This is a genomic window from Bradyrhizobium sp. A11 (assembly GCF_042077125.1).
Classification (GTDB): Bacteria; Pseudomonadota; Alphaproteobacteria; order Rhizobiales; family Xanthobacteraceae; genus Bradyrhizobium; species Bradyrhizobium japonicum_B.
In genome coordinates, this window is sequence record NZ_CP149509.1 from 5381079 (window position 1) to 5401493 (window position 20415).

General features: G+C 64.9%; 19 protein-coding genes and 1 pseudogene. 4 read left to right on the plus strand and 16 right to left on the minus strand.

Going from position 1 to position 20415, the window contains the following annotated elements; genetic code table 11:
* Positions 1-105: 105 nt before the first annotated feature.
* Complete coding sequence (locus tag WI560_RS25315; RefSeq protein WP_375305370.1) at positions 106-1206, plus strand: alkene reductase; 1101 nt, start codon at positions 106-108, stop codon at positions 1204-1206.
* A gap of 225 nt (positions 1207-1431) precedes the next feature.
* On the opposite strand, the gene WI560_RS25320 is transcribed toward WI560_RS25315, so the two are convergent.
* From WI560_RS25320 to glpD, 7 genes are all read right to left on the minus strand, one after another.
* A complete protein-coding gene (locus WI560_RS25320) occupies positions 1432-3174 on the minus strand; it encodes an ABC transporter substrate-binding protein (protein WP_375308906.1) in 1743 nt (580 codons plus the stop codon).
* Between the two features lie 130 nt (positions 3175-3304).
* A complete protein-coding gene (locus tag WI560_RS25325; RefSeq protein ID WP_028134820.1) occupies positions 3305-3634 on the minus strand; it encodes a DUF2160 domain-containing protein in 330 nt (109 codons plus the stop codon).
* A 12-nt stretch (positions 3635-3646) separates the two neighbouring features.
* On the minus strand, positions 3647-4453 hold the full coding sequence (locus WI560_RS25330) for a carbohydrate ABC transporter permease (RefSeq protein WP_375161602.1): 807 nt from the start codon (positions 4451-4453) through the stop codon (positions 3647-3649).
* Complete coding sequence (locus WI560_RS25335; RefSeq protein WP_375305371.1) at positions 4453-5355, minus strand: carbohydrate ABC transporter permease; 903 nt, start codon at positions 5353-5355, stop codon at positions 4453-4455. Before WI560_RS25335 ends, WI560_RS25330 begins: the two co-directional genes overlap by 1 nt.
* Entirely contained in the window at positions 5355-6440 is a 1086-nt protein-coding gene (locus WI560_RS25340) for an ABC transporter ATP-binding protein (RefSeq protein WP_257176177.1), read from the minus strand. The genes WI560_RS25335 and WI560_RS25340 overlap by 1 nt, the downstream gene beginning before the upstream one ends.
* A gap of 11 nt (positions 6441-6451) precedes the next feature.
* Entirely contained in the window at positions 6452-7528 is a 1077-nt protein-coding gene (locus WI560_RS25345) for an ABC transporter ATP-binding protein (RefSeq protein ID WP_028134817.1), read from the minus strand.
* Positions 7525-9075 (minus strand): glycerol-3-phosphate dehydrogenase, encoded by a 1551-nt coding sequence (gene glpD / locus WI560_RS25350; RefSeq protein WP_375305372.1) that lies wholly within the window; start codon positions 9073-9075, stop codon positions 7525-7527. The genes WI560_RS25345 and glpD overlap by 4 nt, the downstream gene beginning before the upstream one ends.
* Before the next feature lie 230 nt (positions 9076-9305).
* Here glpD and WI560_RS25355 point away from each other — a divergent pair, with 230 nt between their 5' ends.
* The gene (locus WI560_RS25355; protein WP_375305373.1) at positions 9306-9557 is read left to right on the plus strand and encodes a type II toxin-antitoxin system prevent-host-death family antitoxin; all 252 of its coding nucleotides are present in this window, start codon (positions 9306-9308) and stop codon (positions 9555-9557) included.
* Complete coding sequence (locus WI560_RS25360; protein WP_375305374.1) at positions 9557-9973, plus strand: type II toxin-antitoxin system VapC family toxin; 417 nt, start codon at positions 9557-9559, stop codon at positions 9971-9973. Before WI560_RS25355 ends, WI560_RS25360 begins: the two co-directional genes overlap by 1 nt.
* Before the next feature lie 3 nt (positions 9974-9976).
* Here the strand turns inward: WI560_RS25360 and WI560_RS25365 are convergent, their stop codons facing one another.
* Entirely contained in the window at positions 9977-10822 is an 846-nt protein-coding gene (locus WI560_RS25365) for a DeoR/GlpR family DNA-binding transcription regulator (RefSeq protein ID WP_128924068.1), read from the minus strand.
* 93 nt (positions 10823-10915) lie between these two features.
* On the minus strand, positions 10916-11590 hold the full coding sequence (locus tag WI560_RS25370; RefSeq protein ID WP_257176182.1) for an HAD family phosphatase: 675 nt from the start codon (positions 11588-11590) through the stop codon (positions 10916-10918).
* A gap of 153 nt (positions 11591-11743) precedes the next feature.
* Here WI560_RS25370 and WI560_RS25375 point away from each other — a divergent pair.
* Positions 11744-12183: pseudogene (locus WI560_RS25375) on the plus strand (nuclear transport factor 2 family protein).
* A 134-nt stretch (positions 12184-12317) separates the two neighbouring features.
* On the opposite strand, the gene WI560_RS25380 reads toward WI560_RS25375, so the two are convergent.
* From WI560_RS25380 to WI560_RS25410, 7 genes are all read right to left on the minus strand, one after another.
* On the minus strand, positions 12318-12509 hold the full coding sequence (locus WI560_RS25380) for a hypothetical protein (protein ID WP_028134810.1): 192 nt from the start codon (positions 12507-12509) through the stop codon (positions 12318-12320).
* Positions 12510-12731: 222 nt separating this feature from the next.
* Positions 12732-13142 carry an acyl-CoA thioesterase gene (locus tag WI560_RS25385; RefSeq protein ID WP_375305375.1) on the minus strand — a complete coding sequence of 137 codons (411 nt, stop codon included), beginning with the start codon at positions 13140-13142 and terminating at the stop codon, positions 12732-12734.
* A 7-nt stretch (positions 13143-13149) separates the two neighbouring features.
* Positions 13150-15246, minus strand: coding sequence for a 3-hydroxyacyl-CoA dehydrogenase NAD-binding domain-containing protein (locus tag WI560_RS25390; protein ID WP_375305376.1), 2097 nt, complete (start codon positions 15244-15246; stop codon positions 13150-13152).
* A 2-nt stretch (positions 15247-15248) separates the two neighbouring features.
* Positions 15249-16532 carry an acetyl-CoA C-acetyltransferase gene (locus WI560_RS25395; protein ID WP_375305377.1) on the minus strand — a complete coding sequence of 428 codons (1284 nt, stop codon included), beginning with the start codon at positions 16530-16532 and terminating at the stop codon, positions 15249-15251.
* Positions 16532-18799, minus strand: a complete 2268-nt coding sequence (locus WI560_RS25400; RefSeq protein ID WP_375305378.1) for an acyl-CoA dehydrogenase — start codon at positions 18797-18799, stop codon at positions 16532-16534. The genes WI560_RS25395 and WI560_RS25400 overlap by 1 nt, the downstream gene beginning before the upstream one ends.
* Before the next feature lie 236 nt (positions 18800-19035).
* Entirely contained in the window at positions 19036-19659 is a 624-nt protein-coding gene (locus tag WI560_RS25405; protein ID WP_028134805.1) for a flavin reductase family protein, read from the minus strand.
* 132 nt (positions 19660-19791) lie between these two features.
* Positions 19792-20391, minus strand: coding sequence for a TetR/AcrR family transcriptional regulator (locus tag WI560_RS25410; protein WP_257176189.1), 600 nt, complete (start codon positions 20389-20391; stop codon positions 19792-19794).
* Positions 20392-20415 lie beyond the last annotated feature (24 nt).

Consider the following 20415-nt stretch of genomic DNA (forward strand, 5'->3'; position numbering starts at 1 on the left):
GGACTTGCCGCGTAGCTCGCCTGCACTTTCCGTATGGCTCGTCTCTTGCGCCTGATGTCGCGATGCACAAGTGTTCCTGACCTTTCACCGTCTGGAACATCCCAAATGAGCCGTCCGACCAAATTGTTTGAGACCTACAAGCTCGGCCCGATCCCGCTGGCCAATCGCCTCGTGATGGCGCCGCTGACGCGCAACCGCGCCGTACCAGGCACGTTCGTGCCCGGCGCGCTCGCCGCCGAATATTACGGCCAGCGCGCCTCCGCCGGCCTTCTGGTCACCGAAGCGAGCCAGGTCTCGCAACAAGGGCAAGGCTACCAGGACACTCCTGGCATCTACAGCAAGGACCAGGTCGCCGGCTGGCGCAAGGTCACTGACAAGGTCCATGAGCGCGGCGGCAAGATCTTCATCCAGCTCTGGCATGTCGGCCGCATCTCGCATGTCGATCTCCAGGCGAATGGTGCAGCCCCGGTGGCACCGAGCGCGATCCGCGCCAAAGGCAAGACCTTCGTGAACGGCGGCTTCGCCGACGTCTCCGAGCCGCGCGCACTCGAGCTTTCCGAGATTCCAGGCATCGTCGACGATTTCAAGCGCGCCACGAAGAACGCGCTCGAAGCGGGCTTCGACGGCGTCGAGATTCACGGCGCCAACGGCTACCTGCTCGACCAATTCGCCAAGGACGGCGCCAACAAGCGCAAGGATGCCTATGGCGGCTCGATCGAAAACCGGGCACGGCTGATGCTCGAAGTCTCCAAGGCCGTCGCCGCCGAGGCCGGCGCCGATCGCACCGGTATTCGCATCTCGCCGGTGACGCCGGCCAACGACATCTCCGACAGCAATCCGCAAGCCCTGTTCGATCACATCGTCGACGGTCTCAGCGCGCTGAAGCTGGTCTATCTCCACGTCGTCGAAGGCGCCACCGGCGGGCCACGCGACTTCGCGCCGTTCGACTACGCATCCTTGCGCAAGCGCTTCTCTGGCGCCTACATCGCCAACAACGGCTATGATTTCGATCTCGCCACCAAGGTGCTGGACGCGAACGCAGCCGACCTCATCGCCTTCGGCAAGCCGTTCATCTCCAACCCGGACCTTGTCGAGCGGCTGAAGCAGGGTGCGGCATTGAACGACTGGGACAAGACCACGTTCTACGGCGGCGGCGCCAAGGGGTATACGGACTACCCGACGCTGGCGGCCGAGCCGGCGGAGTAAGGGACCATCCACCCGCGACGCTGTCATGCTCCGCGAAAGCGGGGCATCCAGTACGCCGCAGCCCCTCGTTCAATCACGACCGCTCTGGAATACTGGATTGCCCGCCTTCGCGGGCAATGACACCGGGTGTGGGACGCGCGTCCCCACAAGCTCGTCACCGCAAGCACCAAAGAAAAAGGCCGGGATCGCTCCCGGCCTTTCGCATTTGATGGCGCTATCCGCCGCTTACTTGGCTTCCGCGCGCTTGGGCGGCGTGGCCGGCCACGACTTGATCAGGGTGTCGTAGTCGACCGTCTCGCCCTTCGGCTTCTCGTTGGCGAGCTTGCGCTGGGGCGCGATGGTGCCGTCCTTCTCGGCCTTGGCGAACCAGTATTCCGGCTTCTCCTTCTTGTGCAGCTTCGGACCGCAGGCGCCCTGCACGCCGGACTTCTCCAGGCGCTCCATGACGGAGTCCTGGGCCGCCGCGAGGGCATCCATCGCCTGTTGCGGCGTCTTCGCACCGGACGACGCATCGCCGATGTTCTGCCACCACAGCTGCGCCAGCTTCGGATAGTCGGGCACGTTGTTGCCGGTCGGGGTCCACTGCACGCGCGCGGGCGAGCGGTAGAACTCGACGAGGCCGCCGAGCTTCGGCGCACGTTCCGTAAACGACTTGTCCCAGATGTCGGATTCACGGACGAAGGTGAGACCGACATGGCTCTTCTTCAGCGACACCGATTTGGAGACGATGAACTGGAGATACAGCCACGCTGCCTTGCGGCGATCCGGCGGAGTGGACTTCAGGAGCGTGAGCGAGCCCGCGTCCTGATAGCCGAGCTTCATGCCTTCCTTCCAGTACGAGCCGTGCGGCGAGGGAGCCATGCGCCATTTCGGCGTACCGTCCGCGTTCATCACGGCGATGCCCGGCTTCACCATGTCGGCGGTGAAGGCGGTGTACCAGAACATCTGCTGGGCGATGTTGCCCTGCGCCGGCACGGGGCCGGACTCGGAGAACGTCATGCCCTGGGCCTGCGGCGGCGCATACTTCTTCATCCACTCGAGGTATTTGGTAATCGAGTAGACCGCAGCCGGTCCATTGGTGTCGCCACCGCGCTCGACCGAGGAGCCGACGGGGCGGCAGCCTTCCATGCGGATGCCCCATTCGTCGACCGGCAGGCCGTTCGGAATGCCCTTGTCGCCGTTGCCGGCCATCGACAGCCAGGCGTCGGTGAAACGCCATCCGAGCGAGGGGTCCTTCTTGCCATAATCCATATGGCCGTAGACCTTGACGCCGTTGATCTCCTTGATGTCGTTGGTGAAGAACTCGGCGATGTCCTCGTAGGCGGACCAGTTCACGGGCACGCCGAGCTCGTAGCCATACTTGGCCTTGAACTTGGCCTTGTAGTCGGCGTTGGTGAACCAGTCGTAGCGGAACCAGTAGAGGTTGGCGAACTGCTGGTCGGGCAGCTGGTAGAGCTTGCCGTCCGGCCCGGTGCCGAACGACTTGCCGATGAAGTCGTTGACGTCGAGCATCGGATTGGTGACGTCCTTGCCCTCACCGGTCATGTAGTCCGACAGCGCGATGGTCTGGCCGTAGCGGAAGTGGGTGCCGATCAGGTCGGAATCGTTGATCCAGCCGTCATAGACGTTCTTGCCGGACTGCATCTGGGTCTGCAGCTTCTCGACGACGTCACCTTCCTGGATGAGGTCGTGCTTGAGCTTGATGCCGGTCAGCTCGGAGAATGCCTTGGCGAGCGTCTGCGCCTCGTATTCGTGGGTCGTGATGGTCTCGGAGACGACGTTGATCTCCATCCCCTTGAAGGGTTCGGCGGCCTTGGCGAACCACTCCAGCTCTTTCTTCTGGTCTTCCTTCGACAGCGTCGAGGGCTGGAATTCGGCGATCCACTTCTGGATCGTCGCCTCGTCGGCGGCGCGAACCGGAGCCGAGAGAGCGAACGAGACCGCAACAATCGCGGCAGCGCTCGCCATGGTCAGAAAACTGCTCTTGGTCAATGGACCCTTCCTTCTCCTAAACTGTCGCATGGTGTTCCTCCGTTGCAGCGACAAACTTTTATACAGGTCCGGGTTGCCCCCGGATCTGGCCGTCCCTTCGCGAGCTTCAGACCGTGCGAAAAATAAGCACGGCCGTGGCCAGCGAAATTCCACTTGCGAGCCACAGGCTCGAAATCTCAAACCCCTCCTCGCCGATCGGCAGCGTGGCGACCGGATCAGTGCCGACGACACCGATCCACACGAGGTGGATGACGGCGGCCACGATCAACGAGACGAACAGGCGATCGCCGCGCGTGGTCGGGATGCGCAGCACGCCGACGCGCTCGGCCTCGGGATAGACCGCGGCAAGCCAGGTCATCACCGCAAGCGTGCAGGCGAGCGCGGCGAAGAAGATCGCAGTCGGCAGCGTCCAGGCCATCCATGCGATTGATTCCATCCTCGCCTCCCCTCAGACCCGGCCGAGCGCGAAGCCGCGCGCGATGTAGTTGCGGACGAACCAGATCACCAGCGCACCCGGGATGATGGTGAGCACGCCGGCGGCCGCGAGCAGGCCCCAATCCATGCCGGCCGCCGACACCGTGCGCGTCATGATCGCGGCGATCGGCTTGGCATGCACCGACGTCAGCGTGCGCGCGAGCAGAAGCTCGACCCAGGAGAACATGAAGCAGAAGAAGGCGGCGACGCCGATGCCGCTCGCGATCAGCGGCACCAGGATCTTGATGAAGAAGCGCGGGAAGGAATAGCCGTCGAGGAAAGCGGTCTCGTCGATCTCGCGCGGCACGCCGGAAACGAAGCCTTCGAGGATCCACACCGCCAGCGGCACGTTGAAGATGCAGTGCGCCAGCGCGACCGCCCAGGGCGTATCGAACAGGCCGATCGCCGAATAGAGGTTGAAGAACGGCAGCGCGTAGACCGCGGCCGGCGCCATGCGGTTCGACAACAGCCAGAAGAACAAATGCTTGTCGCCGAGAAAACGGTAGCGCGAGAAGGCGTAGGCCGCCGGCAAGGCCACCGAGATCGAGATGACGGTATTGAGGACGACGTATGTCAGCGAGTTGATGTAGCCGGAGTACCAGCTCTCGTCGGTGAAGATGCGCTTGTAGTGCTGCAGCGTCGGCGTGTGCGGCCACAGCGTCATGGTCGAGACGATCTCGCTGTTGGTCTTGAAGCTCATGTTGACGAGCCAGTAGATCGGCAGCAGCAGGAAGACCAGGAACAAGCCCATGATGAGGCGGCGGCCGGGGATCGAATGCATCACGCGGCTCCTTCCTTGACGGCGCGCTCGGCGCCCGCATTGGTCATGACGGTGTAGAAGATCCAGCACACGATCAGGATGATGAGATTGTAGACCAGCGACAGCGCCGCGGCCTTGCCGAGGTCGAACTGGCCGAGCGCGATCTTGACGAGCTCGATCGACACGAACGTGGTGGAGTTTCCGGGCCCGCCGCCGGTGACGACGAACGGCTCGGTATAGATCATGAAGCTGTCCATGAAGCGCAGCAGCACCGCGATCAAGAGCACGCGGTTCATCTTCGGCAGCTGGATCGCCTTGAACACGGCCCAGCGCGAGGCGCCGTCGATCTGGGCGGCCTGGTAATAGGCTTCGGGAATCGACTTCAGACCGGCGTAACAGAGCAGCGCGACGAGGCTGGTCCAGTGCCAGACGTCCATCACGATGACGGTGACCCAGGCGTCGATGTCGTTGGAGACGTAATTGTAATCGATGCCCGCGGCGTTGAGGACGTAGCCGAGCAGCCCGATGTCCGGACGTCCGAAGATCTGCCAGATCGTGCCAACCACGTTCCACGGAATCAGCAGCGGCAGCGCGAGAATCACGAGACAGGCCGCCACGGTCCAGCCCTGGCGCGGCATCGACAGCGCGACCACGATGCCGAGCGGCACCTCGATCGCGAGGATCACCAGCGAGAAGAACAGGTTGCGGCCGAGCGAGGCGAGGAAACGGCCGCCGAGATCGGTCGAGGGATCGAGCAGCTCTTTGAACCAGCCGACGCCGTTCCAGAAGAACTGGTTGTTGCCGAAGGTGTCCTGCATCGAATAGTTCACCACCGTCATCAGCGGCAGCACCGCCGAGAAGGCGACCACCAGGAACACCGGCAGCACCAGGAACCAGGCTTTTTGGTTGACGGTCTTGTCCATCAGGCAGCTCCCTCCACCAGAAGGCTGTCGGCATAGACGTGGACGTGTGACGGATCGAATTTCAGACCGGCCATGCCGTCCGAGCTGGCGAATCCGGCGGGCGCGCGCGCCGCGAGCTTGGCGTCGCCGAAGCGCGCGCGCGCAAAACGGATGCGGCCGAGATCGTCGAGGCGCTCGATCTTCGCCGTGAGCAGGCCGGGCGCGGGCGCAACGACCTCGACGAATTCGGGCCGGACGCCGATCTCGATCTTGGCGCCGGCCGGCAGGTTGTCGTAGGCGCGGGTGAGCGCGATGACGTGGCCACCGACCCTGGCCTCCCGCCCCCTCACCTCGGCCGGCAGGATGTTCATGCCGGGCGAGCCGATGAAATAGCCGACGAAAGTATGTGCCGGCTTGTCGAACAGCTCGGCCGGCGTGCCGCTCTGCACCACGCGGCCGTCATGCATGACGACGACGGTGTCGGCAAAGGTCAGCGCCTCGGTCTGGTCGTGGGTGACGTAGATCATCGTGAGGTCGAGCTCGCGATGCAGCGCCTTCAGCTTGGAACGGAGCTGCCATTTCAGCTCGGGATCGATCACCGTCAGCGGCTCGTCGAACAGCACGGCGGCGACGTCGGAACGGACGAGGCCGCGGCCGAGCGAGATCTTCTGCTTGGCGTCGGCGGTGAGCCGCGTCGCCTTGCGGTTCAGATAGGGCTCGAGGTCGAGCAGGCGGCCGATCTCGGCCACGCGCTTGTCGATCTCGGCCTTCGGCACGCCGCGGTTCTTCAGCGGAAACGCCAGGTTCTGCCCCACCGTCATGGTGTCGTAGATCACCGGAAACTGGAACACCTGGGCGATGTTGCGCTTCTGGGTTGACAGCGGTGTGATGTCCACCCCGTCGAACAGGATTTTCCCCCGCGACGGGGTGATGATGCCGGAGATGACGTTGAGCAGCGTTGTCTTGCCGCAGCCGCTCGGCCCGAGCAGCGCATAGGCGCCGCCCTGCCGCCAGGTCATGGTGACCGGCTTCAGCGCGAAAGTCTCCTGCGGCGCGTTGTTGCCACCGTAGGAATGGGCGAGATCGACGAGGTCAATGCGGGCCATGGCGCATCTCCTCAGGAGCTCGGTGCCGCGACGAGGCGGTCCGCCGCGTCGAACACGAAGACATCGTTGGGATCGAGCACGGCGTCGAGCGTCTGGCCGGGCTCGAATTCGTGCACGCCATGCAGCACCGCCACCCAGTTCGATCCGTCGCGGGTCAGATGCACGAAACTCTCCGAACCGGTGATCTCGGTCACCGTGACAGTGGCGTGGAACGCATGGCGATCGGCCTCGCCATTGGCGAGCGCAAGCTGATGCGCGCGGAAGCCGACGCGATAGGCCCCGTCGGCGAGGCCTGAATAAAGACCGGAGGCCGGCGAAGCCGTGCCGCCGGCATATGCGACCTGCCCGTTCTTCTTCTCGATGCCGACGAGGTTGAGCGGCGGATCGGAGAACACCTGCGCGACGCGCAGCGTCTGCGGCCGGCGATAGACATTGGTCGTCTCGCCCATCTGCAGCGCCTGGCCTTCCCACATGCACACCGTGTTGCCGCCGAGCAGCAGCGCCTCGGTCGGCTCGGTGGTGGCATAGACGAAGATCGCGCCCGAGGCTTCGAAGATGCGCGGCAGCTCGGCGCGCAGCTCCTCGCGGAGCTTGTAGTCGAGATTGGCGAGTGGCTCGTCGAGCAGCACGAGATCGGCGCCCTTGACCAGGGCGCGCGCGATCGCGGTACGTTGCTGCTGGCCGCCGGAAAGCTGCAGCGGGGTGCGCTTCAGGAACGGCTCGAGCCGCAGCAGCTTTGCGGCCTCCGCCACCCGCGCCTCGATCTCATCGCGGGGCTTGCCCTGCACGCGCAGGGGCGAAGCGATGTTCTCATAGACCGTGAGCGAGGGGTAGTTGATGAACTGCTGGTAGACCATGGCGACCGAACGCCGGCGCACGTCGGCGCCGGTGACGTCCTTGCCGTTCACCACCACCTTGCCCGTGGTCGGCTTGTCGAGACCGGCGAGCAACCGCATGATCGAGGTCTTGCCCGACAGCGTCGGCCCGAGCAGCACGTTCAGCGTGCCGCTCTCGAACGTCAGCGAGACGTCGCGGATGTGGGGGATTCCATCGACGGTCCGGGTCACGTGGTCGAGTGTCACGGTCATGAGCGTCCTCCCGCTTCCAGCAGGGGACTTTGCGGCACGGCGTGGGTCCTGATCCAGTCGTCAAGCGCGCCGATCTCGTCGGCAGATAGTCGCAGGCCGAGCTTGGAACGGCGCCACACCACGTCCTCGGCGGTGACGGCCCATTCATTGGCCATGAGGTAGCGAACCTCGCGCTCGGTCAGCGTTGCGCCAAAGGACTGGCCGAGATCGGCGGCCGATTTCGCCTCGCCGAGCAGCTTGACGGCCCTCGTGCCATAGGCGCGCGCGAGCCGCCGCGCATGCTCGTGGCTGAGGAAAGGATAGCCACGCTGGAGCTCGGCGATCAGCCCGTCGATATCGGACACGTTCATGTCACCGCCGGGCAGCGGCGATTTCCCGGTCCAGCCCTCGCGCGCCTTCGCGCTGCGCAAATAAGGCGCGAGCCGCTCAAGCGCCTCTTCGGCGAGGCGGCGATAGGTCGTGATCTTGCCGCCATAGATCGACAGCAGCGGCACTCCGCCGGGCGTGTCGAGCTCGAACACGTAGTCGCGGGTGGCGGCCTTGGCCTCGCTGGCACCGTCGTCATAGAGCGGGCGCACGCCGGAATAGGTCCAGACCACGTCATCCGGCATGACGGGCTTGGCCAGATACTCGCTCGCCGCCGTGCAGAGATACTGGATCTCCTCGGTCGTCGCCTTCACCTTGGCAGGATCGCCGTCATAGTCGCGGTCCGTGGTGCCGATCAGCGTGAAGTCGTCCTGGTACGGGATCACGAAGATGATGCGGCCGTCGGCGTTCTGGAACATGTAGGCGCGGTCGTGGTCGTAGAGCTTCCTGACCACGATGTGCGAGCCCTGCACCAGGCGCACTTTGGCCTTGGCGTTGACGCCGGCGCCGCGGCCGAGCACGTCCTCGACCCAGGGGCCGCCGGCATTGATCAGCGCCTTCGCCTGGATCTGCGAGCGCTCGCCGGTCAGCGTGTTGACCATGCCGACGGTCCAGAGGCCATCGGACTGGCGGATTTCGGTGGCGCGGGTGCGGGTGCGAATCTCGGCGCCCTTGTCGGCGGCATCGCGCGCGTTGAGCACGACGAGACGGGCGTCATCGACGAAGCAATCCGAATATTCGAAGGCGCGGCTGTAGCGATTCGGGATCAGCGGCTTGCCGACCTCGTCACGCCCCAGATCGACCGAGCGGGTCGCCGGCAACAGATGGCGGCCGCCAATGTGATCATAGAGGAAGAGGCCGAGGCGCAGCAGCCAGGCGGGCCGCAGGCCGGCATGATGCGGCAAAACGAAACGGAGGGGGCGGATGATGTGGGGGGCGATGCCCCAGAGAACCTCGCGCTCGATCAGGGCCTCGCGGACCAGGCGAAACTCGTAATATTCGAGATAGCGCAGGCCGCCATGCACCAGCTTGGTCGACCAGGACGATGTCCCGCTCGCCAAATCGTTCATTTCGCACAGGAAAACGGTATTGCCGCGGCCGACCGCGTCGCGCGCGATACCGCAGCCATTCACACCGCCTCCGATGATGGCGAGGTCGAAAATACGCTCCAACAGACGCATCCCCCGACGACCGCCCGTTCCTTCGAGCGGCTACTTTCGATTTTGATTAGATCACACCGTAAAACGAAAGCAAGACGAAAGAGAAGCGAAAGGAAGTGAAAGCAGAACTTTTTCCGTGAGCAATGCGATGAAGAAATCGGCAGTCCAGAACTGTCACCGACTTGAATGTAGCAACGTACCTACATATCAAAGTAGCATTAGGCATCGTTCCGACCGAGAGGTGACAAGCGATGGCGACCACTCTGACCAGCAGAGAATTCAATCACGATACCAGCGGCGCCAAGAAGGCGGCTTCGCACGGGCCGGTCTTCATTACGGATCGCGGCCGCCCGGCCCATGTCCTGCTAACGATCGAGGATTATTTGCGCCTGACCGGTGGGCACATGAGCCTTGCCGAAGCTCTGGCGCAGGCGGACGCGGACTTTGATTTTGATCCGCCGCGCATGACCGGAGGAACCTTCAAGGCCGTAGATCTCGACTGATGTTTCTGCTGGACACCAACGTGATTTCCGCATTGAGGCGACCTGACAAGGCTCACCGCAATGTCGTTGCCTGGGCCAATACAATCCCCGCAGCGAGCTTCTTCATATCCGCGATCTCGATCCTTGAAATTGAGGTTGGCGCACGACTGATCCAGCGCAAGGACACGACGCAAGGTGCCGTGCTGCGCAATTGGATCGACAATCACATCCTGGCTCGTTTCGACGGCCGGATCCTCGCCATCGATACGGCCGTGGCGCAGCGCTGTGCACAACTTCACGTTCCCAACCCACGCGCCGAGCGCGACGCGCTCATCGCGGCGACCGCACTTGTTCACAGCCTGACGATCGTTACGCGCAATGTGGGGGATTTCGAATCCACGGGCGTGGCGCTGCTCAATCCGTGGGACGACGTCTAGGATCTATCTCAGCCGCACCACCGGCGCGGCTTCCGGAGCCGCGTCCTGCACCTCGGCCGGCGCATCGTCGATGTCCGCGCCCTTCGGCAGCGCTTCCACCACTTCGATGCCCTTGCTGTGACAGATGGTGGCGAGGCGTTCGGGAAGCTCCTGGTCGGTGACGAAGGTCTGGATCTGGGTGATATGGGCGATGCGCACCGGCGCGCTGCGGCGCAGCTTGGTGGAATCGGCGACCAGCATGACGCTGCGGGCATTGGCGATGATGGCCTGCGCAACCTGCACCTCGCGATAGTCGAAGTCGAGCAGCGCGCCCTCCTCGTCGATCGCGGACGCGCCGATGATGGCGTAATCGACCTTGAACTGGCCGATCAGCTGCGTCGCGGTCGAGCCGACCACGGCGCCGTCGGCGCGCCGCACCGTGCCGCCGGCGACCACGACCTCGATGCGGGGATGGCGGTAGAGCAGCATCGCGACGTTGAGATTGTTGGTGATGACGAGGAGATCCTCGTGCGAGGTCAAGGCGCTCGCGACCTCCTCCGTCGTGGTGCCGATATTGATGAAGAGCGAGCAGCCGTTCGGGATTAGCGAGGCGGCTGCGGCTCCGATTGCCTTCTTCTCGTCGGCGGCAACGAAGCGGCGCGCCTCGTAGGCGAGGTTCTCGACGCCGGAGGCGATGATGGCGCCGCCATGGATGCGGGTCAGCGATCTCCGCTCGCAGAGATCGTTGAGATCCTTGCGGATGGTCTGCGCCGAGACCTCGAAGCGGCGCGCGAGCTCCTCGACCATGACGCGGCCCGAGGCGCGCGCGATGTTGAGGATTTCGGCTTGGCGATGGGTCAGTCCGGTCACGGCAAGGGCCTCACATCAGGAAGCTGCATGGTGCGGCGGTTCGCGCCTGCGGTCAATGCGCACGCCGATCACGGTTAACGGACGAGGCGGTGCTCACCATGCCATGGCGGCGGCAAGGCGCGCGAGCAGATCCGGGTCGTCGAAGGCGCTTGCAGAGGCAACGGCGCCGGCACCGACAAGATCGTCATGGCTGAGGCTGGTCCGGATTCCGATCGTTGGAATGCCGGCGGCGGCCGCCGATTGCACGCCGGTGCGGGAATCCTCGAACGCAACCGAGGATGCGGCACTGCCCCCGACGAAGCGCAGCCCTTCCTGATAAGGCAGCGGATGCGGCTTGCCGTAGGGCAATTCGTCGCCGATCACGATCGCCTTGAACCGCTCGGTGATGCCGAGGCCCGACAGCAGCAGCTCGGCGTTGAGACGCGGCGCATTGGTGACGGCGACCATGGGAACGCCGGCGGCGTCCGCGCGGTCGAGCAGCGCCATCAGACCCGGCAACGGTTCGACCTGTCCGGCCACGAGCGTGCGGAAGATCTCCTCCTTCTCGGCGAGAATCGCGGCGCGCCGCGCCGGCGTTTCGTCGGGCAGAAAGCGGTCGCCGATCGAGACATTGGCGAAGCCCTGCAGCTCCCTGGAGAACCGCGCGTGGTCGAACACATGGCCGTGCGGCCCCAGCACCTGGTTGAAGGCCTTGAGATGCAGCGGGTCGGTGTTGGCGAGCGTGCCGTCGATGTCGAACAACAACGCCCTGCCGATTGCCTCGATCATTTCCCTACTTTCCAAGTCCGCGACGCATCAATGCGGAAGACGTATCAATACGGGCTCGAACGCGCAATGATGCATCGACATGACGACGATGCGCCACTCGACAAAGCCGCGCGCGGCTGCAACACTCCTTGCAAGACCAAAAAGGAGGAAACGATGATCAACCGACGCGACCTTGCTCTCTCGACTCTCGCCGTCTCCGCGCTTGCGCTCACGGCACCGGCGCTCGCCGCCTCGGCAGACGAAGAGGCGGTGGCGAAGAAGGTCGAGGCCTTCCGCCTCGCCCAGATCGCGGCCGACGGGAAGGCGCTCGGCGCGCTGTGCTGGGACGATCTCAGCTACAGCCATTCCAGCGGCAAGGTCGAGGACAAGGCGACCTTCATCGCCAACGCCACCGACGGCAAATCGAAATTCCTCTCGATCGAATACAAGGACCCGACCATCAAGGTCGTCGGCCCCGCCGCCATCGTTGGCTGGGGGAACAGGAAATGGCGGCCGACGGGAAGAAAGTATCGACCAATCTTCACATCCTGATGAACTGGCAGAAGCAGGGCGACGAGTGGAAGCTGCTGTCGCGGGCGGCGACGAAGCTGTGATCGAAGACGTCATTCCGGGACGCGCCGAAAGGCGCGGGCCCGGAATCCATTGGTCGGCAATTTCTGCAGCATGATAGATTCTCAGGTGCGCAATTGCGCACCGTAGTTCGCGCTACGCGCGCCCCGGAATGACGTTACGCCGCTTCCTTCACATCGCCGTTCACCAGCTTGCGCGCGGCGCGCTCGGCTTCGCGGGCGTTGCGAAAAAGCTGGCCTTCGAGGCGATTGAAGCGGTGGGATGAGGCGAAGAAGCAGTAGCCTCCCTGAGAACGAACGACGATACCTGCGGTCTGCGAATCGACTTCGATAATGTAGCTGTCCGGCATGGTCCGTGGATTCCTCAGTGCGGGCAAATAACGGTGCTCCTGCCCAAAGGTTCCCCAGGCATTTGAGGCCGTTTCCACCCCGAATCGACACGCAATTGAGTACGCCGGGACCTCATCCGTTTTATGACTGGTTCTTGGCGAAGCCGCGACGAACATGACTTACAGGCGCCGCGTTTGACCGCGGGCACACGTTCGCGAGATGAGGCAGCGCGTCGCGCGCGATTACGTCGCGATCGTCGCGTCGGTCGCGCGAACCGCTTGCGGACGGCCGTGCTCGTCGATCGAGACGTAGGTGAAATTGCCGTCGGTGACGCGGAAAGGATGCTCCTCGCCGCGCCGCAGCGCCCAGGCTTCCAGATGCGCGGTGAGGGAGGTCCGTCCGACGCGGACGAGATTTGCATAGACCGAGACGAGATCGCCGACATAGACCGCCTTGCGAAAATTCATCGCCTCGATCGCGACCGTCACTGTCCGCGACTTCGCGACCTTCGAGGCAAACACGCCGCCGCCGACGTCCATCTGGCTCAGCAGCCATCCGCCGAAGATGTCGCCGTTGGCGTTGGTGTCGGCCGGCATCGCCAGCGTGCGGATGCAGAGATCGCCGCGCGGCCCGGTAGTCGCCTGCTCGTTCATTTCTCTCTCACTTGAAACCGTCCCAGCCCGGATCGGGCGCGAACCGTTCGCCGAACCTCTCGGCGAGCCCGCGCAAGGTGGATACGACATTCTCCACACCACGCGTGCGCGCATAGTTCAGCGGACCGCCGCGGAACGGTGCATAACCCGTGCCGAAGATCATGGCGCCGTCGACAGCGTCGGCATCGTCGACGATGCCTTCGCGCAGGGCCGCAACGCAGACGTTGGACATGGGCAGCACCAGGCGGTCGATCATCTGGTCGGTGACGCGCGGACCGGTCTCGGGGAGCGGTGCCTTCTCCGCCTTGCCGTCCTTCCAGGTGTAGAAGCCCTTGCCGGTCTTGCGGCCGAGCTCGCCCCTGGCGACCTTGTCGCGCAGCCAGGCCGGCGTCGGCGGCAAGAGATCGCCGAACTTGGTGCGCAGCATGTCGCCGACGTCGAGGCAGATGTCGAGCCCGACCTGATCGGCGAGCTCGATCGGTCCCATCGGCATGCCGAACTGCTCGGCCGCGGCGTCGATCAGGCGCTGGTCGATCTTCTCGTCCAGCATCACCATCGCTTCCAGCATGTAAGGGGTCAGCGCGCGGTTGACGAGGAAGCCGGGCGAGCTCTTCACAGACAGCGGCAGGCGATCGATCGCACCGACGAAAGCGAGCGCGTCCTTCAATATCTGCGCCTCGTTGCCGTCGTGACTGACGACTTCGACCAGTTGCAGTCGCGACACCGGATTGAAGAAATGCAGGCCGACCAGCCGCTCCGGCCGCGCCAGCGTGGTGCGCAGGTCCTGGAGCGGAATGCTCGACGTATTGGTGGCAAGGATTGCGCCCGGCTTCATCCGCGGCTCCAGCCCGGCATAGACCTTCTGCTTCAGCTCGAGCTTTTCAGGGACCGCCTCGATGATGAGATCGGCGTTACGCACGCCGTCCCCGTTCATGTCGGGGATGAGGCGATCGAGCGCGTCGCGGACCTCGATCGGCTTGCGGATGATCTTGCCGTAGAGTTCGGCAGCGCGCTTCACCGCGCCCGCGATCGGTTCGGCCTTCATGTCGGCGAGCGAGACCCGCAACCCCTGCCCGGCTACCCAAGCTGCGATATCGCCGCCCATGGCGCCGGCGCCGATGACGTGGACATGCTCGATGGTATTGCCGCTGCCCGCCGCCTTCTTCATCTGCTCGCGCAGGAAGAACACGCGGATCAGGTTCTGCGCGGTCGGCGTCACCATTAGCTTGGCGAAGGATGCCTGCTCCGCCCTCAGCATCGCGGCCTTGCTGCCGCCATGGGTCTCCCAGAGGTCGATCAGCGCGTAAGGCGCGGGATAGTGCTCGCGGGAGGCGGCCTTGGCCGCCTCCGAGCGCATGCGCTTGGCGAGCAGGCCGCGGACCAGCCCGAGATTGGCGGCGCGCACGAGCAGGCCGGGCTTGGCCCGCTTCAGCCGCCCGAACAGAGCGTCCTTCACAGCGCCCCTGACGTGGCGCTCCTGCGTGACGGCATCGACGAGGCCGAGCGCCTTGGCCCGGCGCGCATCGATGGTGCGGCCAGTCAGCATCAAGGCCATGGACTGGGTCGGATTGACCAGCGCAGTGAACCGCGCGGTGCCGCCGAGGCCGGGGTGCAGACCGAGCATCACCTCCGGGAAGCCGAAGCGCGCGCCGTCGATCGCGATGCGCGATTGGCAGGCCAGCGCAACCTCGAGCCCGCCACCAAGGCAGAAGCCGTGGATCACGGCGACGGTCGGCAGCTTCAACGCCTCCAGATGATCGACCACGGCGTGCGCGGCGCGGATACGGGTCTCGACCATGCCGGCATCGGAGGCACCGCGGAATTCGTTGACGTCGGCGCCGGCAATGAAGCCCGACGGTTTTGCCGAGCGGATCACCAGGCCAGCCGGACGCTCGGTCTCGATCGCCGCGAGCACCGCGTCGAACTCCTCCATGACGTCGGAGGACAGCGTGTTGGCACTTGCGTCGGTGCGGTCGAACAGCAGCCAGGCGACGCCGTCGGCGTCGCGCGTCAGCTTGAGGTGCTTGTACGGGCTGTCCGGCGCGGGTCGGGGCCCGAGCTCCAGGACGCGGTCGCCGAGCGCGGTCATGATCTTGGAATCCATGGTCACACCGCCTCGATCAGCATGGCTCCGCCAAGACCGCCGCCGATGCATTCGGTGGCGACGCCACGGCGCGTGCCGAGCCGCTTCATCGCGTTGACGAGATGCAGCACGATGCGGTTGCCGGAGGTGCCGACGGGATGACCGAGCGAGATGGCGCCACCGTCGACGTTGAGCTTGTCGCGGTCGATCTCACCGGCCGCACCGTCGAGACCGAGGATCTCGCGGCAGAATTTGTCGTCGTTCCAGGCCGCGAGACAGCCGAGCACTTGTGTGGCGAAAGCTTCGTTGAGCTCCCAGGTCTCGACGTCCTTGATGGTGAGGCCGTTGCGCTGGAGCAGCGGCGTCGCCGACATCACCGGCCCGAGCCCCATGATGCCAGGATCGAGCGCCGCCCAATGGCTGTCGACGATCGCGGCCTTCGGCGTGAGCTTGTGCTTTGCCACCGCCGCGTCGGAAGCCAGGATCACCCAGGAGGCGCCGTCGGTGATCTGCGAGGAATTGCCGGCCGTGACCTGGCCCCAGGGCCGCTCGAACACTGGCCGGAGTTTCGCGAGCGTCTCCGCCGTGGAGTCCGGCCGCACGCCATCGTCATGGTCGAAGAACTTGCCGTCGCGCGCGAACGCCGTCTCGACCTCGCCTTTCAGATAGCCCGCGCCTTGCGCCTGCGCGAGCCGGCGATGGCTCTCGGCTGCGTAGGCGTCGGACTGGGCGCGCGTGATGCCGAAGAGATGGCCGACGACCTCGGCGGTCTGGCCCATGTTCAGATCGGTGATCGGATCGGTCAGCCCGCGCTCCAGGCCGATGACCGGCTTGAGATCGCGGGGGCGGAGCTTGAAGGCCGAGGCGAGCTTCGCGGCCACACCCTTGGCGGTGGCAAGGCCGGCGAACCAGCGCACGCCCGAATTGGGCCAGACCAGCGGCGCGTGGCTCAGCGCCTCGGTGCCGCCCGCCAGGATCATGTCGGCATGGCCCTCGCGAATGTAGCGATAGGCGGTGTCGATCGACTGCATGCCGGAGCCGCAATTGATCTGCACGGTGAAGGCGACCATGTCCTCGCCCATGCCGAGCCGGAGCGCGGCAACCCGGGCTGGATTCATCTCGTCCGCGATGACGTTGACGCAGCCGAGAATGACCTGGTCGAAACTATCGGGCGCAAACGGCTGGCGCGCCAGCAGCGGCCGGCCGCATTGCACGGCGAGATCGACCGGCGTGAACGGTCCGGGGCCCGAGCGCGCCTTCAGAAACGGCGTCCGGCTGCCGTCGATAATGAATACCGGTCGTGCCATCAGCCCGCCGCCCTCTGCTCACCGAGTTCCTGGAAGAACTGATGCACATTGACGGTTTTCTTGTAAATCGGCGACAGCGCCTCCGGCGCAAAATCGTCGACCTCGATCACTTTTGTGACGGCTTCATGAGCAGCAGCCAGTTGCTCGCCCTCGGCCTGTGTGATCACGCCCCTGCTGACGGCATCCTTCCAGTCGCGGATATGCGCGGCGCGCATGCGCTTGGCGATAGCCTCAGTGCCGGTAACCAGCTTGAAAGCACGCTCCAGCCGGGCAAAGCCGCCGTCGTCATCGACGTAAGCCAGATCCGGTGTCAGGCGCTCGCGCGCGGCCGAGAGCTCCAGCACCAGGCTCGCACATTCGTGCACGACGCGGTCGGACGGGCCGAGCACGCGGGCGCCGAACGGCTGGACCACGAGCTTGAGGAAGCCGGCGACGAAACGGTTGGGCAGGTTGGCGAGGATTTCGGCGAGGCGGTTCTCGATGGTCCTGAAGCCGCTCGCCATGCACCATTCCAGCGCGGCAAAGTCCTCCTTCTGCCGGCCCTCGTCGTGCCAGCGCTTCAACGCCGCCGAGAGCAGATACAGCTCGGACAGGATGTCGCCGAAGCGCGCCGACAGCATCTCCTTGCGCTTGAGCGCGCCGCCGAGCGTCAGCAGCGCCATGTCGGCGCAGAGCGCAAACGCCGCCGAATAGCGCGAGAGCTGGCGGTAGAATGGCGTGGCGTCGCCCGCATCCGGGGCAAGCGCAAAGGCGCCGAACGTCCAGCTCCGGCCGAAGGCACGAAACAGCGTCCGAAAACTGTGACCGACATGCTTCCAGAAGGCCTTGTCGAACGCAGTGAGGCCACGCTCGCGATCGGTGTCGGCGAGTGCATTCATCTCGTCGAGCAGATAGGGATGCGCGCGGATCGCGCCCTGCCCGAACACGATGAGATTGCGCGTCAGGATGTTGGCGCCCTCGACCGTGATCCCGACAGGAACGGCGCGGTGCAGATTTCCGAGATAGTTTTGCGGACCGTCGATGACGGCCTTGCCGCCGTGGATGTCCATGGCATCGTCGATCGCGGTGCGCATCCGCTCGGTCGCATGCAGCTTCATGATGCCGGAGATGACGGCAGGATGGACGCCGGCATTCAGCGCCGCACAGGTCAGCCGGCGCGCCGCGTCGAGCTGGTAGGCGGTCGCGACGATACGTGCGAGCGGCTCCTCGACGCCTTCGAATTTGGAGATGGAGATGCCGAACTGCTCGCGGATGCGGGCATAAGCGCCGGTGGTGCGCGCGGCATAGGCAGCACCCGCGGCCGAGAGCGACGGCAGCGAGATGCCGCGGCCGGCGGCAAGCGCGGTCATCAGCATCTTCCAGCCCTGCCCCAGTCGCGCCTGGCCGCCGATGACATAGTCGAGCGGAATGAAGACGTCGCGGCCGCGGTTCGGGCCGTTCTGGAACACCTGCATCGACGGCAGATGGCGCTGGCCGATCTCGACGCCGGGCAGATTGGTCGGGATCAGCGCGACGGTGATGCCGAGCTCTTCCTGATGGCCGACGAGATGATCGGGATCATAGGCCTTGAAGGCGAGGCCGAGCAGCGTCGCGACCGGGCCCAGCGTGATGTAGCGCTTATGCCAGTTCAGCCTGAGCCCGAGCACCTCGCGGCCCTCGAACTCGCCCTTGCAGATGATGCCGCTGTCGACCATCGAGGCCGCATCGGAACCGGCTTCCGGGCTGGTGAGGCCGAAGCAGGGAATGTCGCGGCCGTCGGCGAGGCGCGGCAGCCAGCGCTGCTGCTGCTCCTTCGTGCCGAAGCGCATCAACAGCTCGCCGGGCCCCAGCGAGTTCGGCACCATCACCGTGACCGCAGCTGCGATCGAACGGGTCGAGATCTTGCGCACCACCTCGGAATGGGCATAGGGCGAGAAGCCGAGGCCGTCGAACTCCTTCGGGATGATCATGCCGAAGAATTTCTCGCGCTTGACGAAGTGCCAGACGTCCTGCGGCAGGTCCCGCCATTCCCAGAAAATCTTCCACTCGTCGAGCATGGCGCAGAGCTCGTCGACGGGACCGTTGAGAAAGGCCTGCTCCTCCTCGGTCAATTTGGCTGGCGCAATTTTCAGCAGCTTCGACCAATCGGGATTGCCCGTGAAGAGATCGGCGTCCCACCAGACGTCGCCCGCCTCCAGCGCCTCGCGCTCGGTGTCGGACATCGCCGGCAGCACGCCGCGCGCCCAGGAGAAGATCGGCTTGGTCAGGGTGTCGCGGCGGAAGCTCATGGCGGACCTCATGCATCGGCGCGGTTATCGGGTATTTTAGCGGAAACTGGCCGGCGGATGTGAAGACTTCGCCTGCAAATTTGACGCGGCCGGGCGGCCGCCCCCACGGACCATAACGGCCGGGGCGTGGGGGCAGTTCCGGGAAGGGAATGGGGCCAGATGTCTCTCCGCGTCATTCCGGGGCGACGCGCAGCGTCGAGCCCGGAATGACGTGGGAGGGAGCGGAGGTGGGCGGCCTAGTCCGGCCGCACCATCTCGAACATGTTTTCCGGCTTGATCTCGAAATAATCGCCGCGGCGGCCGGCGCGGACGATCGGGCGGGCGGCGGCGGTCTGGTAGACGCCGTCCTTGATCATGGCCTTGTCGATGTGCACGGCGACGACCTCCCCTAACGTCAGCCAGGCGTCGGCCTCCTTGCCGTCGGCGCCCTTGAGGCGGATGATGTCCGACACCTTGCATTCGAAGGCGACCGGACTTTCGCCGACGCGCGGCACGTTGACGAGCTTGCCGGGCACGGCAGTGAGCCCCGCGAGCTTGAACTCGTCGACCTCGGGCGCGACATGCGCAGCGGTCGCATTCATGTGCTTGGCAAGGTCCATCGTGGCGAGATTCCAGACGAATTCGCCGGTTTGCTGGATGTTCTCCACCGTGTCCTTCCAGTTGGTGGAGGAGAAGCCGATGATCGGCGGCACGTAGCAGAAGGCGTTGAAGAAGCTGTAGGGCGCGAGGTTGACGTGGCCCTTGCTGTCGCGGGAGGAGATCCAGCCGATCGGCCGCGGCGCGATGATGGCGTTGAAGGGATCGTGCTTGAGGCCATGGCCCTTGGAGGGCTCGTAGAAGTAAATGTCTTTGTCGGTCACGCTGGCTCTCCACTCTCCGTCATTCCGGGGCGATGCAAAGCATCGAACCCGGAATCTCGAGATTCCGGGTTCGCGCTACGCGCGCCCCGGAATGACGGCAGGTGAGCTTATAGAGGGAAACCCGCCGCCTCGTCAGTGGCGCGGCGACAGACCGGCGATGACGAAATCGATCATCTGGTCGATGTTCGGGCCCGGCTTGGTGGCGCACTGGGCGATCATCTGGGGATGGAAGAACCGCATCATCGCGGTGCAGGCGCACAGCGAGGCCAGCTGGAGGTCCTTCGTCTCGAACTCGCCGGAGGCCACGCCTTGCGCGATCATCTGGCCGACGACGCCGGCGATGCACTCCATATGGTTGACGCAGACCTCCCAGTCCTCCTGCATCGCGATCTCGACCATCTCGTGCAGCTTGTTGTCGCCGACATAGCGCTCGGTATTCATGCGATGGATGGTGGTGAGGAGCTCGCGGAAGCGTTCCGGCACCGGGCCGGGCCTTGCCACGATCCGCTGCGCTTCGAGCTCGACCTCGCCCATCAGGGAGCGGGCCACCGCCTGATGGATCGCCTTCTTCGATTCGAAGAAGCGATAAACGTTGGCGGGGCTCATCCGGAGCTCCTTGGCGATGTCGCCCACCGTGGTCTTCTGGTAGCCGATCTGGCGGAACAGCCGCTCGGCCACCTCGAGGATACGATCCCGGGTGTCGCCTTCGATATGTTCCGAAATAAGGGCCATCAGTCAGGACTCATCGATCAGCAC